At 62.9% G+C, this 15,317-nt stretch carries 13 protein-coding genes and 1 pseudogene; 4 read left to right on the forward strand and 10 right to left on the reverse strand.

Going from position 1 to position 15,317, the window contains the following annotated elements:
- Positions 1 to 116: 116 nt before the first annotated feature.
- Together L0Z65_RS04925 and L0Z65_RS04930 are read right to left on the reverse strand one after the other, a co-directional pair.
- Positions 117 to 416 carry a septum formation initiator family protein gene (locus tag L0Z65_RS04925; protein WP_014880143.1) on the reverse strand — a complete coding sequence of 100 codons (300 nt, stop codon included), beginning with the start codon at positions 414 to 416 and terminating at the stop codon, positions 117 to 119.
- A 254-nt stretch (positions 417 to 670) separates the two neighbouring features.
- Positions 671 to 1,861, reverse strand: coding sequence for a phosphoglycerate kinase (locus tag L0Z65_RS04930; protein ID WP_405111301.1), 1,191 nt, complete (start codon positions 1,859 to 1,861; stop codon positions 671 to 673).
- A gap of 181 nt (positions 1,862 to 2,042) precedes the next feature.
- Between L0Z65_RS04930 and L0Z65_RS04935 the strand changes: the two genes are divergently transcribed.
- The 3 genes from L0Z65_RS04935 to L0Z65_RS04945 all read left to right on the forward strand — a co-directional run bounded on the left by L0Z65_RS04935 (position 2,043) and on the right by L0Z65_RS04945 (position 4,299).
- On the forward strand, positions 2,043 to 2,549 hold the full coding sequence (locus L0Z65_RS04935) for a peptidylprolyl isomerase (RefSeq protein WP_040169371.1): 507 nt from the start codon (positions 2,043 to 2,045) through the stop codon (positions 2,547 to 2,549).
- Complete coding sequence (locus tag L0Z65_RS04940; RefSeq protein WP_040178650.1) at positions 2,542 to 3,093, forward strand: peptidylprolyl isomerase; 552 nt, start codon at positions 2,542 to 2,544, stop codon at positions 3,091 to 3,093. Before L0Z65_RS04935 ends, L0Z65_RS04940 begins: the two co-directional genes overlap by 8 nt.
- 198 nt (positions 3,094 to 3,291) lie before the next feature.
- Positions 3,292 to 4,299: a DUF3179 domain-containing protein gene (locus L0Z65_RS04945; RefSeq protein ID WP_405111305.1), complete on the forward strand. Its 1,008-nt coding sequence runs from the start codon at positions 3,292 to 3,294 to the stop codon at positions 4,297 to 4,299.
- A gap of 86 nt (positions 4,300 to 4,385) precedes the next feature.
- On the opposite strand, the gene L0Z65_RS04950 is transcribed toward L0Z65_RS04945, so the two are convergent.
- The 8 genes and pseudogenes from L0Z65_RS04950 to L0Z65_RS04985 form a co-directional block, all read right to left on the reverse strand.
- A complete protein-coding gene (locus tag L0Z65_RS04950; RefSeq protein ID WP_405111308.1) occupies positions 4,386 to 5,882 on the reverse strand; it encodes a calcium-binding protein in 1,497 nt (498 codons plus the stop codon).
- A gap of 243 nt (positions 5,883 to 6,125) precedes the next feature.
- Positions 6,126 to 6,641 carry a hypothetical protein gene (locus L0Z65_RS04955; protein WP_405112460.1) on the reverse strand — a complete coding sequence of 172 codons (516 nt, stop codon included), beginning with the start codon at positions 6,639 to 6,641 and terminating at the stop codon, positions 6,126 to 6,128.
- On the reverse strand, positions 6,524 to 7,375 hold the full coding sequence (locus L0Z65_RS04960; protein ID WP_405111314.1) for a calcium-binding protein: 852 nt from the start codon (positions 7,373 to 7,375) through the stop codon (positions 6,524 to 6,526). Before L0Z65_RS04960 ends, L0Z65_RS04955 begins: the two co-directional genes overlap by 118 nt.
- A 262-nt stretch (positions 7,376 to 7,637) precedes the next feature.
- A pseudogene (locus L0Z65_RS04965) lies at positions 7,638 to 8,182 on the reverse strand (polymer-forming cytoskeletal protein).
- Positions 8,172 to 8,504 (reverse strand): M23 family metallopeptidase, encoded by a 333-nt coding sequence (locus tag L0Z65_RS04970; protein WP_405111317.1) that lies wholly within the window; start codon positions 8,502 to 8,504, stop codon positions 8,172 to 8,174. Before L0Z65_RS04970 ends, L0Z65_RS04965 begins: the two are co-directional and overlap by 11 nt.
- Complete coding sequence (locus tag L0Z65_RS04975) at positions 8,434 to 9,504, reverse strand: DUF5930 domain-containing protein (RefSeq protein WP_405111320.1); 1,071 nt, start codon at positions 9,502 to 9,504, stop codon at positions 8,434 to 8,436. Before L0Z65_RS04975 ends, L0Z65_RS04970 begins: the two co-directional genes overlap by 71 nt.
- Before the next feature lie 405 nt (positions 9,505 to 9,909).
- The gene (locus tag L0Z65_RS04980) at positions 9,910 to 10,791 is read right to left on the reverse strand and encodes a ferritin-like domain-containing protein (RefSeq protein WP_405111323.1); all 882 of its coding nucleotides are present in this window, start codon (positions 10,789 to 10,791) and stop codon (positions 9,910 to 9,912) included.
- A gap of 141 nt (positions 10,792 to 10,932) precedes the next feature.
- Positions 10,933 to 11,394, reverse strand: a complete 462-nt coding sequence (locus L0Z65_RS04985; protein ID WP_405111326.1) for a peroxiredoxin — start codon at positions 11,392 to 11,394, stop codon at positions 10,933 to 10,935.
- A gap of 100 nt (positions 11,395 to 11,494) precedes the next feature.
- Here L0Z65_RS04985 and L0Z65_RS04990 point away from each other — a divergent pair, with 100 nt between their 5' ends.
- A complete protein-coding gene (locus tag L0Z65_RS04990; protein WP_405111329.1) occupies positions 11,495 to 15,229 on the forward strand; it encodes a DUF3971 domain-containing protein in 3,735 nt (1,244 codons plus the stop codon).
- Positions 15,230 to 15,317: the final 88 nt, after the last annotated feature.

A 15,317-nucleotide genomic window follows, 5' to 3' on the forward strand; every position in this document is an offset into this window, starting at 1 on the left:
GGTGCTGTGGCACGGGGCCGGGCAGGAGCTAGCGGTGCCTCATCACGACAAAACGCCCGCAAGCGGGGGCTGCGGGCGGTGGCATATAATTGGTTGTGGTCTGCTGAATGCGTGGCTTAGCGGATGACAATCTCATCGGCGCGCAGCAGGCCGAGGACCGAGCGGGCCTGCTCATCCAGAAGATCCAGATCGAGGTAGTCATCCGACAGCCGGTGGGTAAGGTTTTCCATCTGCGCGGTTTCGCGTTTCAGCTGGTCGAGATCCTGACGCAGCGCTTCGGCCTCGGCCTGGATCTCGACCCGCCTGAACAATCCGAAGTCGCCCTGCACGGCGGCAAAGGTAAAATATGCGCTGAGTGCGAATGCAATTGTTGAGAAAACGAATGCGCCCAGAGAGGGTCGGTTGCTTCGGGTCACGGTGGATAGCCTGTATGATCTGCTGCTCAAGTCTCGCGCCAGTTTGCCCGGCGTCTGCAACAATACTGCCACAGGCAGCATGGTTTGTGAAACGTAAAAATTGTTAATTTTGAACATTCTCAGGCAAAATCGCACCCCAGCCGCGTGGCAGGGTGCGAATGGTAAACAGTTGGTTAAGGCGCTCTGCGGATCACTGCGATCTTAACCTTTTGCGGCGAGGGAGTGTCCGGTCGACGCCAGACCGCGCGCCCGATTCACCCTTCTAGGGCAGCGACACCGGGCAGGGTCTTGCCCTCCATCCATTCCAGAAAGGCACCGCCTGCGGTAGAGATATAGGTGAAATCAGCTGCAGCCCCGGCCTGATTGAGGGCGGCCACGGTGTCGCCACCGCCTGCCACGCTGACCAGCGCGCCGGATTTGGTGAGGCTGGCGGCCTGTTGTGCGGCGGCATTGGTGGCAGCATCGAAGGGCGCGATTTCAAAGGCGCCCATTGGGCCATTCCAGATCAGCGTTTTGGAGGCCGAAAGCGTATCGGCGACGGCGGCGACGGTCTGCGGGCCTGCATCGAGGATCATCGCATCGGCGGGGCAGGCGTCCGCAGCGACGGTCTCATTGTCGGCACCTGCCTTGAACTCGCGCGCCACCACAACATCGACCGGCAGGAGGATCTTGCAGCCCTTGGCTTCTGCCTTGCTCAGGATCTCGCGGGCGGTGTCGGCCATCTCGTGTTCGCAGAGGGATTTGCCCACATCAATGCCCTGTGCCGCGAGGAAGGTATTGGCCATGCCGCCGCCGATCACCAGATTGTCGACCTTGCCAACGAGATTGCCCAGAAGTTCCAGCTTGGTGGAGACTTTGGCGCCGCCGACAACGGCGGTGACCGGGCGCTGGGGTTGGCCAAGGGCCGCTTCCAACGCGGTCAGCTCGGCCTGCATCAAACGACCGGCACAGGCGGGCAGCAGGCGGGCGAGCGCCTCGGTCGAGGCATGGGCGCGGTGAGCGGCAGAAAACGCATCGTTGCAGTAAATGTCGCCCAGCTTGGCCATCTCTGCCGCCAGATCGGTGTCGTTCTTTTCCTCGCCCGCGTGAAAACGGGTGTTCTCCAGCAGCAGCACGCCACCAGCAGGCAGGCCCGCAACGGCGGCCTCGGCAGCGGGGCCGCGGCAATCCGCGACAAAGGTCACTGGCGCGTCAAAGGCGGCCTCAAGTGCTGGCACCAGCGGGCGCAATGACATCTCTGCGACCACCTTGCCCTTGGGGCGGCCAAAATGGGCCAGCAGAATTGGCGTGCCACCGGCGGCGAGGATATCCTTGATCGTGGGGGCGACGCGCTGGATGCGGGTGTCATCGGTGACGCGGCCATCCTCAACCGGGACGTTGATATCGACGCGCACCAGAACGCGTTTGCCTGCCAGGTCCATCGTGTCGAGTGCGGTCCAACCCATGGTCATATCCTTCTTTGGTCTTGGTTTGAGGCGTCGGCTGCGGAAACTGCGCCGCAGGCGGTGTTGGCGCGATGTTTCGGGGCTTTTTGCCGCCCAGTCAATGCTCCGTGACCAAAGCTCCCTTGGCAATTGCGGGCGTGGGCCTTAACTATCGGGCAAATGCAAAGAACAGGAGGGCCACATGGCCGAGATCAAAGACCCCGAAAACACCATCATCATGGAGCTGAAAGACGGCAAGGTGGTGATCGAACTGCTGCCCGACGTGGCCCCTCAGCACAGCGCGCGCATGAAAGAGCTGGCCCGTAGCGGTGAGTATGACAATGTGGCGTTTCACCGGGTGATCGACGGCTTCATGGCGCAGACCGGCGACGTGCAGCACGGTGACATGGAAGACGGGTTCAACCTGCGCATGGCGGGCACCGGTGGCTCTGATCTGCCGAATGTTCCGGCGGAATTCTCCAAGCTGCCGCATGACCGTGGCACGCTGGGCGCGGCGCGGTCGGCCAACCCGGATTCGGCCAACTCGCAGTTCTTCATCAACTTCAAGGACAACCATTTCCTGAACGGTCAGTACACTGTTTATGGCCGTGTGATCGAAGGCATGGAGCATGTCGACGCGATCACCCGTGGCGAGCCGCCTGCGAACCCCGACCGCATGGTCAGCGTCAAGGTGGCGGCAGATGTATAAGCTGGCAGCCGTCTTTGCGCTGATGGCGGGTCCGGCACTGGCCAGCGGTCTGGAGATCGCGGTTGAGGGCGAGGGCGCCAATGGCACCATCCAGATCGACCTGTTTGAGGACGTGGCGCCGAAACATGTCGAGCAGATCACCGCGCTGGCGGCAGAAGGCAAATATGATGGCGTGGTGTTTCACCGCGTGATCGAAGGCTTCATGGCGCAGACCGGCGATGTGGAATTTGGCAAGCTGGGTGGCGATATGCGCCGCGCAGGCATGGGCGGTTCCGAGCGGTCGGACCTGCCTGCTGAATTCTCGGATCTGGAGTTTGATCGTGGTGTGGTTGGCATGGCCCGCTCACAGGATCCCGACAGCGCCAATTCGCAGTTCTTCATCATGTTTGCACCGGGGCATTTCCTCAATGGTCAGTACACCGTCGTGGGCAAGGTGACCGAAGGCATGGATGTGGTTGACGCGATCAAGCGTGGCAGCAGCAGTCAGAACGGCGCCGTTGTGGGCCAGCCTGATGTGATGAAAACGGTCTCTGTAACCGAGTGAGCCTTGGATCGCGGGTCTCCTGATCCGCCTATGATAGCCTCAATGGCCCGTGCCTTGACTGGCGCGGGCCGTTTGCTGTTTGCCGCCTGTCACGGGCTTGTGCGGTGCATGTGAGGCGGATTTGCGGCAGGCTGTGCCCCTGATTTGGGCCGGGGACCCCATGGGAGACCTCTTGGGGACACAGGGAGGAGGCCTGCGATGTCACAGATGACTGCAACACATACATTCTTTTTGCAAAACAAAGCGGTGGCGGGGCTGTCGCTGCTTTTGATGCTATCCTGGCTGGCGGTGGCCCGTGCGGATCCGGCCATCTGGGCGCGGGAATGGCCGGTCACGGATTTTACGCGCAGCAGCGTGACGGACTGGGCTGAGATCAAATCAGGTGGCCCGCCGAAAGATGGCATTCCGGCCCTCAGCAGTCCGGTGTTTCATCCTGCAGCGCAGGCCAAGGGGCTGAGCCGCGCCGAGCCGGTGGTGGTGCTGGATCTGCCGGGGCAGGCGGCGCGCGCCTATCCGCTGCGCTATCTGATCTGGCATGAAATCGTCAATGATCGGGTGGGCGGTACCCCGGTTGCGGTGACCTATTGCCCCTTGTGCAATTCCGCCATGAGCTTTGACCGGCGGGTGGCGGGGCGCAGCCTGAGCTTTGGCGTCACCGGCAAGCTGCGGCAGTCCGATATGGTGATGTATGACCGCGAGACGGAAAGCTGGTGGCAGCAGGCCACGGGCACCGGCATCGTGGGCGAGATGAACGGGCGGGCGCTGCGGCAGCTGCCGAGCTGGCTGGACAGCTGGCAGGGGTTTCGTGCGGCCTATCCAGAGGGGCTGGTGATGGCGGAGCCGCGCCACAATCGCAGCTACGGCCGCAATCCCTATCAGGGCTATGACCGGTCAAACTGGCCGTTTCTTTTTGATGGCACGCCGCCACCCCATGGCATCGCGCCGCTGGCGCGTGTGGTGCGGGTGGGGGATCGGGCCTGGCCCTTGGCACGATTGGCCAAGGTTGGGGAGATCCGCGAGGCGGGTGTGACCCTCAGCTGGCGGTCGGGGCAGGCCTCGGCGCTGGATGCGGGGCATGTCGGCAAGGGGCGCGATGTCGGCTCGGTCCGGGTGCTGGGGCGTGACGGCGCAGATCTGCCCCATGATGTGATGTTTGCCTTTGCCTATCACGCCTTCTGGCCGAAGGGACGCTGGATGCTGGAGTGAGGCGCAGCGCGGCGCCGCGGGTGGACATAAAAAAGGGCGCACCGGCAAAGGCGCGCCCAAGGCCATATTCTGAGAGCGGTAACTGATCAGAACAGGAAATTATCGGTGTCCATCAACTGGTCGACGGTCACGTTTTCAACCACGATCGAGACATTCGCGAAGGTCACGCGCACATCCTCGCCCTGCTGTGAAAACCCCAGCTGGTCGATCCGATTGGCGCCTCGGGTAATTTCGATCACATCTTCGCCGATACGGAAATCGGTGATGGTGTCGCGGCCAGAGCCCCTGGCAAAAACAAAGCTGTCGCCGCCGCTGCCGCCGGTCAGGCGGTCGTGGCCGGACTGACCGATCAGCCGGTCGGCGCCATCGCTGCCAAACAGAATGTCGTGGCCTCGCCCGCCAAGCAGCAGATCGTCGCCGGCATCGCCGCGCATCACGTCATGGCCTGCACCGCCGCTCAGCCGGTCGTTGTCAGCGCCGCCGGTCAGCGTATCATTGGCGCGGCCACCAGCCAGCGTATCGCGCCCGTCATCGCCGCTGATCAAATCGCGCCCACGTCCACCGTTGAGGCTGTCGCTGCCCGCGCCGCCATGCAGCGTATCGGCGCCGCTGCCTGCCTTTAGCGTGTCGTCGCCGGCGTTGCCGTCGAGGCTGTCGTGGCCGCTGCCGCCGATCAACAGGTCATCGGCATTGTCATCGGGGCCCACGTCATTGTCGCCGCGCAGCGTGTCATTGCCCGCGCCGCCGATCAGCGTGTCATTGCCGAGGCTGCCGCGTAGATTGTCATCCCCCGCCTTGCCGGAGAGGTGATCATCACCAAGCCCGCCATCCAGGAAATCGTCGTTTTTGCCCGCGGAGAGGCTGTCTTCCCCGGCGCCACCCAGCAGAAAGTCCTTGCCCGCACCGCCGGTGATCGTGTCATCGCCGCCCCGGCCATGGATCATGTCTGAAACGCTGGCGTCATCGGCATTGGTGCTGATCAGGGCCTCATCCGCGCTGCCGCCTTCCTGAATATGCAGGGTCTGATTGGCGAGCCGCACCGTTTCCACGTCAAAGAGCATGTCACGCCCCTGAGTGGTGGTCAGCAGCGCCCCGGCGCTGTCGCCAAAGGTGAAACTGTAGGTCTGGACCCCGTCCCCCAGGATCAGTTCATCCTGACCGGCGCCGCCAAAGATGGTGTCATCCCCGCTACCGGCGCGGATGGTGTCATTGCCGGTAAACCCGTTGATCCGCTCGCCGCCGCTCCAGGCCGAGGTGATGATATCATCCCCGGAGAGCGCCACCGCCAGCAGCGCGTAGAGATCCCCATCAGCAATCATCTGCGAGGGCAGGGTGAAGCCGCTCACCGACATGACCAGCGATTGGTCGTAAAACAGGCCAAAGCCATTGAGCGGGCTGTCGGGGCTCAGATTGCCGCTTTTATCAAAGCTAAAGCTGCCCTGAAACACCATGACAAAGGCACCATATTGCACCGCGATCTGGGTGTCCGTGGCGCTGAGAACCGCGACCTTGGTAAAATCGAAGTCACTGAAATCAAACGGCGGCGCCACATTTGACGCAGCCGTGACGAGAAGTTCTGCCATGGTCTGACCTACTGCTTGAATGCCTGACGCATCTTTTCGATGCTTTTGCGGTCAGCCTAGGCGGGGGGCTTTGGTCTGGGAAGGTTGCTGTTAATGAATTCTTAACCTTTATGAAGCCTGTTGCGCAAATTCTTCACTCCCCAGATCTGCGGCTGTGCTGCCGCCGGGATGAAAAAAGGCGCATCCCATTTTGGGATACGCCTGTGATTTCGGATGGCCAGGGGCCATCAGGTCAGAAGAGGCTCAGAACAGGAAGTTGTCCGCATCCTCAATCTGCGCCAGCGTGCTGTTCTCCACCATGATGGTGACATCGGCAAAAGTGATCTGAACACTATTGCCTTGGCTGGTGAAGGTCAGATCATCCATCCCGTCAGCCCCGCGACCAATCTGGATCCGATCCTCGCCAACGGTGAAATCGGTGATGATGTCGGTGCCATAGCCGCGGTGGAAGACGAATGTGTCGGCATGGGCGCCACCCGCCAGAGTGTCGTTGCCCTCCTGACCGAAGAGACGGTCCTGACCGCCATCGCCATAGATGCGGTCGTTGCCGCGCCCGCCCAAGAGATGATCCCAGCCGGAGTTGCCGCGCAGAACATCGTGACCATCCTGGCCGCGCAAAGTGTCGTGACCACCGCCGCCAATCAGTTTGTCACCGTGGGAGCCGCCACTGATGGCATCATTGCCGAGATCGTGCGGCTTACCAACCAGTCTCGTCCGGAACCGCCGACAAGGATATCGCGCCCATCGCCGCCTTTTAATGTGTCGTGGCCCTCGCCGCCCGTCAGGTGATCGTCGCCCTCTTCGCCCAGCAGCATATCACGCCCTGAGAGTCCGGCCAAAGTGTCAGCGCCAAGGCCACCCAGCATGATGTCGCTGGTAAGGGTGCTGTCGCGATCACCGCTCATTGAGGTGCTGTTGCTGGTGTCCACGCTCAGGGAAAAACTACGGTTGCTGAACTGCAGCTGTTCGATCGACAGCAGAGTATCTCTCCCGTCGGCTGAGTCGATCCACACACCGCCGTAGACCGAGGAGATGTCCGCCCGACCATAAGTGTCGTGAATGATCAGCCTGTCGGTGCCGTACCCCCCGTGGACGTAATCATCGCCGATACCTAGGCTGATGACGTCATCACCGCCGTAGGCAAACCAACGATTTCCCTCAACCATATTGGAGGTGATTGTGTCGTCACCTGTGAGAATCGCTGCTTCAAGCGCGGCTCCGCTGCTGGCACTGAAGCGATAGAAGTTTATGGAAAACTCACTAATTGCATAGACCGGTGTACCACCGGAGTTCACCGCCATCGACTCAATCGTCCAAAAATAGGGGGATGAAGCTGAAAAATCCCCAGTCAGCGTGATGCTGGTGCCAGTCGGGCTGGTAAAGAACAGTTGGTTGATTGACCGGCTGTTCAAGCTGGCATTGTCAAAGCCTAGGTCGCTGAGGTTATTCAGCGACAGCGTACCGGTCGGGTCATTTACGGTAAAAATAGCCATTGTCTAAAACACATGTCCTGATTGTGGTGGCGGCAGGCGTAATGCCTGCAAATTTACCTATTCCCTACATTCAGCAACTTATAGGTGCAAGGCCCAGTATTTCAGGTTGCGCGTTCCCCGCACGCGACGTTGCGTTCGCTTGGCCTGCGCGACTTGGTGGTGTGAATGGATCCGGATACCCATTGCAGCACACGAAAAACGCCGCAGGGTGTGACCTGCGGCGTTTGTCTACTAGCGAGTGCCGAAATAGGCAGGCTTGGGATCAGCTGTCGGATTTATGTGCCGCGGTGGCTGCGGAGACAGCGGCTGAGGGTGCCGGTGCCGGGGCTGCGGCGCGGGGGGCGGCAGCTTTGCCCGGGTTCAGCGGATCATCCTGACGTTGAACGGAGCCTTCGAAATGGGCGCCGCTCTCAATCGCGATGGTCTTGTGGATGATGTCGCCTTCGACGCGGGCGGTGGAGGTCAGACGCACCTTCAGGCCGCGCACGCGGCCGACGATGCGGCCGTTGATGACCACGTCATCAGCAGTCACTTCGCCTTTGATGGTGGCGCTCTCACCGATGGTCAGCAGATGGGCGCGGATGTCGCCTTCGACGGTGCCCTCGACCTGGATGTCGCCGGTGGTCTTGAGGTTGCCGGTGATGTGCAGATCCGAGCTGAGCACGGATGCCGCAGCGGCTTTGCCTTCGGGGCGGTTGCCTTGAAATCGCTGGCGGGCGGAACCGGAGCGGAGGACGGCGCAGGTGCCGCAGGGGTTGCTTCGGCCGCTTTCTGGCCGGGCTCGTTGATTTTGCTCTTAGAAAACATTTCTCGCAGCCTTGATATAGATCATCGGGTTTACGGGGTTGCCATTGACCCGAACCTCATAGTGGAGGTGGGTCCCGGTGGACCGTCCGGTGTTACCCATATCAGCAATGTGATCCCCGCGCGAGACCCTTTGACCGACCTTCACGCGGAGTTTCGAGTTATGGGCATATTTCGTCTCAATGCCAAAGGCATGTTGAATTGTCACAAGTTTTCCGTAGCCCGATTGCCAGCCCGCGTGGGTCACAACCCCATCAGCAGTGGCGAAGATATCGGTGCCGGTGCGGCTGAGCGAAATCGGAGCCTTTGTGCAGGCGGCGACCACCGGTCTTGGGGTCGCGGCGATAGCCGAAGCCGGAGCTGCGGCGCACCAAATTCATGTTTACCGGCGAGGCAAAGGGCGCTTTCTGTGCGGCCAGCCGATAGAGGTTCAGCTTGTTCATCTGGCGCAGCAGATCATTGGCGCGCAGTTCCTCGCGGGTGGGTTCCTCACCGCGCGTGGACAGGGCTAAAGGGCTGAGCGGACCGCCCTGACCGCTGTAGCCGCGCCGCACCTGTTCCAGAATGCGGTCGGTGGGCATGCCAGCGCTGCGGAACATCTTGTCCAGCGGCGCGACGGAGACCTCCATCGCCTCTTCCAGCTGGCGGAAAATCTGGTCGTTGCGTTCATCCAGCAGACGCAGTTCCAGTTCCAGCGCGTCGCGCTGTTCCAGCGCGGATTGGGCGTTGGCCTCAATCTGGTCGCGCTGTGCGGCGGTTTCGGCCAGCGCGTCGGCCATGAATTCCATCTGAACCGGGGCGCTGACGGCCATCATCTGGGCCGGGCTGTCTGCGGCGGTTTCCTGCTTCAGCGCCACCAGCGCGTCGCGCGCGGTCTCACGTTCGGACATGGTCTGCCGCAGTGTGGTCTGAATCACCTCGATCCCGGTTTCCAGCTCGCGACGGCGGGTTTCGGAGGCCAACAGCTCCGATTGCATGGAGGAAATCTGCGTCAGAGCGGCGTTGAAGCGTTCCTGAGCAGCCAGCGCCTCGGCGGCGCGGTCGTCGCGTTCGCTTGAGAGCGCATTGAGCCGGGCGCGGTAGGTCATCTGATCGCGTTTGGCCTGCTCGCGGAAATTGCCGGAGCCGATGCTGTCCATCAGAACGATGGCGGTGGCGACAATGGACCAGGCCACCAAGAGGGCCATACCCGCAAAGGCGATGAGCTGGGTTTCGGAGCGGAGTCGAATGAAACGGGTATCTGAGTCGGACTTGAGGAACACCCGCCGTTCCGGAAAGCGGCGTTCGAGAAATGCGTGAATTTTGATTGCCAGACGTGTCCGCACGCTTTGGTCCTTAGTCCTGCCCCAGTTGTGGCGCTGCGGTCCCCGGCGCTCCTCCTGCCGGTTTCATATGGCCAGATCCGGTCCCATCGGAGCTGCCCTGTCGCAGTGCCAGGCCGCGTTCGCGCGCCATGGCGAAAGGGAATAGCCAGCCGGATCAGTTTGGGCAAGCCTGTTGACCCAGTGTTCGGCGGGTCCGCGCGGAAACGGCGCGGCAGCTGTGCTGATCGGCCGGGGAATGAGCGAAAAGCCGCCGATATCTCGTGGATTTGGCCAGATCACGGTGGCGCAGGCGGGGTGTCGTCGGAGGTTAAACAAAACGGCCCGCCCATGATAGGCAGGCCGATTTTATCTGTGGCGGGCAAAGGTTTCGCGGCATTTTCGGGGCCTGTTTGCGGCCCGCCGGGGTTAACGCAGGGCCGGAGGTTTGACCGGGATCTCATCCGCCAGCGGCCAGTAAAAATCCGGTGGGATGCCAGCCTCGGCGCGTTTTTCCTCGTTGAAGGGCGGTTTCAGATGGCCGTGGAAATATCGGCCCACGAGGTCATGAAACACCTCCTTCGGGTCCAGATTGTCGCGCCCACAGAGGAAATGAAACCATTTGGAGCCATAGGCCACATGGCTGACTTCCTCGGCATAGATCACCTCCAGCGCATCAACCGCCTGAGTGAGCTTTGCCTTGCGGAAAATCTCGATCATGCCGGGAGTGACGTCCAGACCGCGCGCCTCCAGCACCATGGGCACGACGGCGAGGCGGCCCATCAGATCCTCGGCGGTATCTTCGGCGGCGCGCCACATACCGGCATGGGCGGGCAGTTCACCATAATGACTGCCCAATGCCTCAAGACAATCGCACATCAGGTTGAAATGTTTAGATTCTTCATCCGCCGCTTTGACCCAATCGTCAAAGAATCCGAGCGGCATCGGCACATGGGAGAACCGCGCGATGATGTCCCAGTGCAGATCAACAGCGTTCAATTCGATATGGGCGACGGCATGCAGCAGCGCTTTGCGCCCGGCTTCGGATCCGGGGCGGCGGCGGGGGACATCGCGCGGGTTCAGCAGTTCAGGTCTGTCGGGACGCGCGGGGTGCAGCGGCGGATTGGCGGTTCCGACCTCGATCTTTGCCGCATCACCTGCGCGATAGGCAAACCAGTGCGCGGCATGGCGGCGCGACAGCGCGGTTTTTTCGCGCCCGTCGGCGGTGGTCAGTACCTCCTGCGCCATCTGCGCAAGGCTGAGCGGGCTGTCCGGGCTGTCTGCGTGGGTCTGTGCTGCGTCGCTGGTCATCGGTGCGGATCCGTTTTGGCGGTGGGCTGTTGAGTGGGGCTGTCGTTGGCCAGTCCCTGCCACCCGGCGCGCTGCGCTGCAAGCGGATAGGCAGCCCTACGCCCGGTCTATCGGCCTATGCAGGGCTGCCGGAATGGGTGATCAGAGCGCCCTGGCGGCCTCCAGTACCTCGGCGACATGGCCATCGACCTTCACCTTGCGCCAGATCTGAGCGATCTTGCCCTCGCCGTCGATGAGAAAGGTCGAGCGTTCAATCCCCCAGTGTTTCTTGCCGTACATGTTCTTTTCTTTCCAGACGCCATAATCCTCGCAGGTGGTGCCATCGGCATCGGAGAGTAGCGGCGTGGTCAGGCTGTGTTTGGCGACAAATTTGTCGTGTTTGGCAACCGGATCCTTCGAGATGCCATAGACCACCGCCCCGGCATCGGCAAAGGCCTGCAGATGCTCGGAAAATCCGATGGATTCCTTGGTGCAGCCCGGAGTATCATCACGGGGGTAAAAGAACAGCACGACGGCCTTGCCGCGCAGCTCCTCCAACGTCACGGTGCCACCGCCATCGCGGGGCAGGTTAAAGGAGGGCGCGGGGTCTGAGGGGGCGAGCATAATTCGAGGTCTCCAAAACGGTTTCGCAGGGTTTGCGTGCCACAGTTAGGCCATCACAGGCAAAGGGAAAGCAAGGATTAAACCAGCCTCACCCACAGCGGTGGATCCTGAACAGGAGCCATCTTCCTCTGCGCCGGTGGATGCCGCGCAGGATGCCGGGCCCAGTGGGGCAGCGGCCGAGGAGGATGTGGCGGTCGCAAAGGCGGTGCCGCCGCCGGAGACTGTGGTGTTTTTCGGCCCGGATGAACAGGCGCCGGATAAGGAAGCGCAGGTGGTGACCTCAGCGTCCGAAGGGGAGGAGGCCAAGGCGGAACGCGGAATGCGGGACGAGGCGGTGCCGGTACCGGGGCCACAGCCGTCCGATGGCATTTCCGCCGGGGATCTTGTCAAACCGGCTGAGGAGGACGCAGCCCCAGTGGTGGCGACTTCAGCGCCAGAGCCCGCGTCGGATGCCAGCGCCAAGCCAAAATCCCGCATTCTGCGCCGGATGCTGCGCAGCGCAACCATCACCGCCGTGGTTCTGGCACTGCTGGCGGGTGCTGTGGTGTTCCTGGGGCTGGGGACGCGGTTTGATGCGCCGGATTGGCTGCGTGACCGGGTCGAGCGGCGGATTGAGCGGCATCTGGGTGGATTGAGCATTGAATTCGGGGCCATTCATCTGGTGGTGAACCGCGGCTGGCGGCCCCGTGTCAGCCTGCGCGACGTGACCCTGCGCGATGAGACCGGCGCGCGGGTGGCGCGGCTGGCGGATGCGCAGGCCTCGCTGGCGATGCGGCCGCTGCTGCGCGGTCAGATTCGGCCCAAGACGATTATGCTGAGCGGGCTTTATGGCACTCTCAGGCGGGACAACAGCGGCGGCTTGGCGCTGAGCCTGGCCGAGGGGGAGGCGCCGCTGCGGCAGGCGGCCACCCTGCCAGCGCTGATTGAGCAATGGGACAGCCAGCTGGAATTACCGGTGCTGTCGGCGCTGGTGGAGGTTGAGACCGAGGCGCTGACGCTGCGCTATGAGGATGCGCGTCTGGGGCGGGTCTGGACGCTGGATGGCGGCAGTATTCGCATGAGCCGCAGCGGTCAGGATATCGAGTTGGCAGCCGGGTTCTCATTGCTGAGCGGGCGCGATTATGTTGGCACGGTAGAGGCGAACTACAGCTCCGCGATTGGCGACAAGGCGGCGGAATTTGGCGTGCTGGTCAATTCTGTCGCCAGCAAGGATATCGCCGCACAGAGTGCTGCCCTTGGCTGGTTGGACGTGCTGGACGCGCCGATCTCAGGTTCCCTGCGCGGTGCGATCCGCAGTGACGGAGCCTTGCTGCCGGTCTCTGCCAGCCTGCAGATTGGCGAGGGGGTGATCCAGCCCACCGCCGCCACCCGCCCGGTGCCGATCACCGGCGCGCAAAGCTATTTCACCTATTTGCCGGACCGCCAGGAGCTGCGCTTTAACGAGCTGTCGGTGAACAGCGGCTGGGGCTCCGGCACGATGGAGGGGCGGGCGCGTCTGATCGGGGTGGAAAACGGCCAGCTAACCGATCTGGTCGGGCAGCTGCGGTTTCAGGACCTGAGCCTCAACCCGGCGAAACTCTATGACACGCCGCTGGATCTGGCGGGGGTGACGGCAGATTTCAAGCTGGAAATGGCGCCGTTCCGTCTGCGTCTGGGCGAGATGCTGGTGCGGGATGGTGACACGCGGATGCTGCTGGACGGGGAGATTTCTGCCGGGCAGGCGGGCTGGGACTACGCGCTGAACGGGCGCGCCAATGGCATGTCTGCGGCGCGGCTGAAGGAGGTCTGGCCTGCGGCGGCGCCACCCAAGCCGCGCGAATGGGTGCGCGAGAACCTGCTGGCGGGCTATGCGCGAGATGTGAATTTTGCCATGCGTGGCAGCGGGACAGCGAAGCCCTTTGTCTATCTGGATCTGGCGTTTGAAGATGCGGCGGTGAAGTTTCAGAAATCGCTGCCGCCCCTGCGCGAGGCCGCCGGGCAGTTCAGCCTTTATGGCAACCGGATGGTGGTGATGGCGACGAAGGGCTGGGTGACGGCGGATCAGGGCGGGCGCGTGGATGCTGCGGGCACCTCGTTTATCATTCCGGATACATCGGTGAAGGATGGCGCGCCGGGGATCGCCCGGATTGAGGCTTCGGGACCGGTGACGGCGGCACTGTCGCTGCTCAACCGTCCACCGCTGTCGGTGATGGAGAAGGCAGGGTTGCCGGTGGATCTGGCCTCCGGTCAGGTCGCACTGAGCGGGACGCTGTCCCTGCCGCTGCGCAAGGGGGTGACACCTGAAGAGATCACCTATCACTATCGCGGGCGCATCCGCGAGGCCGCCAGTGATGTGCTGGTGCCGGGAGAGAGCCTCTCGGCGGAGGTGCTGGGGCTGAGCGGCGATCAGGACCATGTGCAGATCGAAGGGGACGGCGCGCTGTCGGGGGTGCCGGGCAGCCTGATCTGGCGGCAGGCCGTCGGTCCGGCGGCGGAGCGGGCAACTGCGGCAGTGGGTCAGGCACCGCCGGTGCGGGTGAACGGCACGATTGAGCTGTCGCAGGCCACGGTTGACGCCCTGCGCATTGGCCTGCCGAAGGGATCGGTTTTTGGTCGCGGTGAGGGCCGCTATGAGGTGGTGATCGACAAGGGGGCTGCGCCAAGGCTGACACTGGAGAGCGATCTGGCCGGGCTTGGCTTGCGGATCCCTGCGCTGAGCTGGCGGCTGAGCGAGGCGGGCACCGGTCGGCTGCAACTGCGCGCGCTGTTGGGAGAGCCGCCGCAGGTGGAAGCGCTGTCGCTGGAGGGGGCGGGGTTGCAGGCCTCTGGCCGTGTCACGCTGGAGCCGGGGGGTGGCCTTAGCCGGGCGCTGTTTGACCGGGTGGACTTGCGAGGCTGGTTCCGGGGGGCGGTTGAGCTGGTCGGGCGTGGCGCGCGGGCGCCAGGCATCAACATCCGCAGCGGTGTGCTCGATTTGCGCCGGATGCCGGATGGATCGGGCGGCAGTGGCAGCAGCGGTGGCTCCTCTGGTGGGACGGGGCCAATTACGCTGCAATTGGACCGGATGCAGGTCACCGACAGTATTGCGCTGACTGGTTTTCGCGGCCGGTTTTCCACCACCGGCGGGTTAAACGGTGATTTCACCGCCGCATTGAACGGACAGACCGGCGTCAGCGGTGTTGTGGTGCCAAAGGACGGCGGCTTTGCCACCCGGATCCAGTCAGAGGACGCAGGCGGGGTGTTCCGCGCGGCGGGCGTGCTGCGCCATGGCTCCGGCGGCACCTTTGATATGTCGCTGGTCCCGGCCCCCGGCGCGCCCGGTGAATATGACGGCCAGATCGAGGTGAAGAACACCCGCATCAAAGACGCGCCATCAATGGCGGCGCTGCTCAATGCGGTGAGCGTGGTCGGGCTGATCGATGCGTTGGCGGGGCAGGGCATTTTGTTCACCACGGTGGAAGCCAAGTTCCGGCTGGGCGCGACCCATCTGATTGTCCATGAGAGCAGCGCGGTCGGGCCATCGATTGGTCTCTCCATGGATGGCAATTACGATCTGGAGCGCAGCGTGCTGAACATGCGGGGGGTGATCTCTCCGATCTATCTGCTCAATGCGGTTGGCCGGGTGTTCACCCGCAAGGGCGAGGGGCTGATTGGCTTTGCCTTCACGTTGAAGGGGGCGGCGGATGATCCGCGCGTACAGGTAAACCCGCTGTCGGGACTGGCACCGGGGATTTTCCGCGAGCTGTTCCGGGGTCCGGCGCCGCGCCTGCCGGGGGAGGAGCCGCCCAGCACCGTGGTGCCACGGGCTGAGCGGGAAAGGCCGCCCTATTCCGTCTCCCCCGGCGAAGATCGCTAAGCGGGCTGCATCTGATCGGGGGCTGGTTTCGGCACGGCGTTTGGCGGTTTTTGGCACAAAACCTGTTGGCCAAGTGCGGCGCAACAGC

Source organism: Phaeobacter sp. BS52 (assembly GCF_045040595.1).
Taxonomy (GTDB): domain Bacteria; phylum Pseudomonadota; class Alphaproteobacteria; order Rhodobacterales; family Rhodobacteraceae; genus Phaeobacter; species Phaeobacter piscinae.

Bases quoted from the DNA above. Each gene is read 5' to 3' on its own strand.
- L0Z65_RS04930 (WP_405111301.1), bottom strand. From the start codon at position 1,861: ATGGGTTGGACCGCACTCGACACGATGGACCTGGCAGGCAAACGCGTT.
- L0Z65_RS04935 (WP_040169371.1), top strand. From the start codon at position 2,043: ATGGCCGAGATCAAAGACCCCGAAAACACCATCATCATGGAGCTGAAA.
- L0Z65_RS04940 (WP_040178650.1), top strand. From the start codon at position 2,542: ATGTATAAGCTGGCAGCCGTCTTTGCGCTGATGGCGGGTCCGGCACTG.
- L0Z65_RS04945 (WP_405111305.1), top strand. From the start codon at position 3,292: ATGTCACAGATGACTGCAACACATACATTCTTTTTGCAAAACAAAGCG.
- L0Z65_RS04950 (WP_405111308.1), bottom strand. From the start codon at position 5,882: ATGGCAGAACTTCTCGTCACGGCTGCGTCAAATGTGGCGCCGCCGTTT.
- L0Z65_RS04960 (WP_405111314.1), bottom strand. From the start codon at position 7,375: ATGGCTATTTTTACCGTAAATGACCCGACCGGTACGCTGTCGCTGAAT.
- L0Z65_RS04980 (WP_405111323.1), bottom strand. From the start codon at position 10,791: ATGACCAGCGACGCAGCACAGACCCACGCAGACAGCCCGGACAGCCCG.
- L0Z65_RS04985 (WP_405111326.1), bottom strand. From the start codon at position 11,394: ATGCTCGCCCCCTCAGACCCCGCGCCCTCCTTTAACCTGCCCCGCGAT.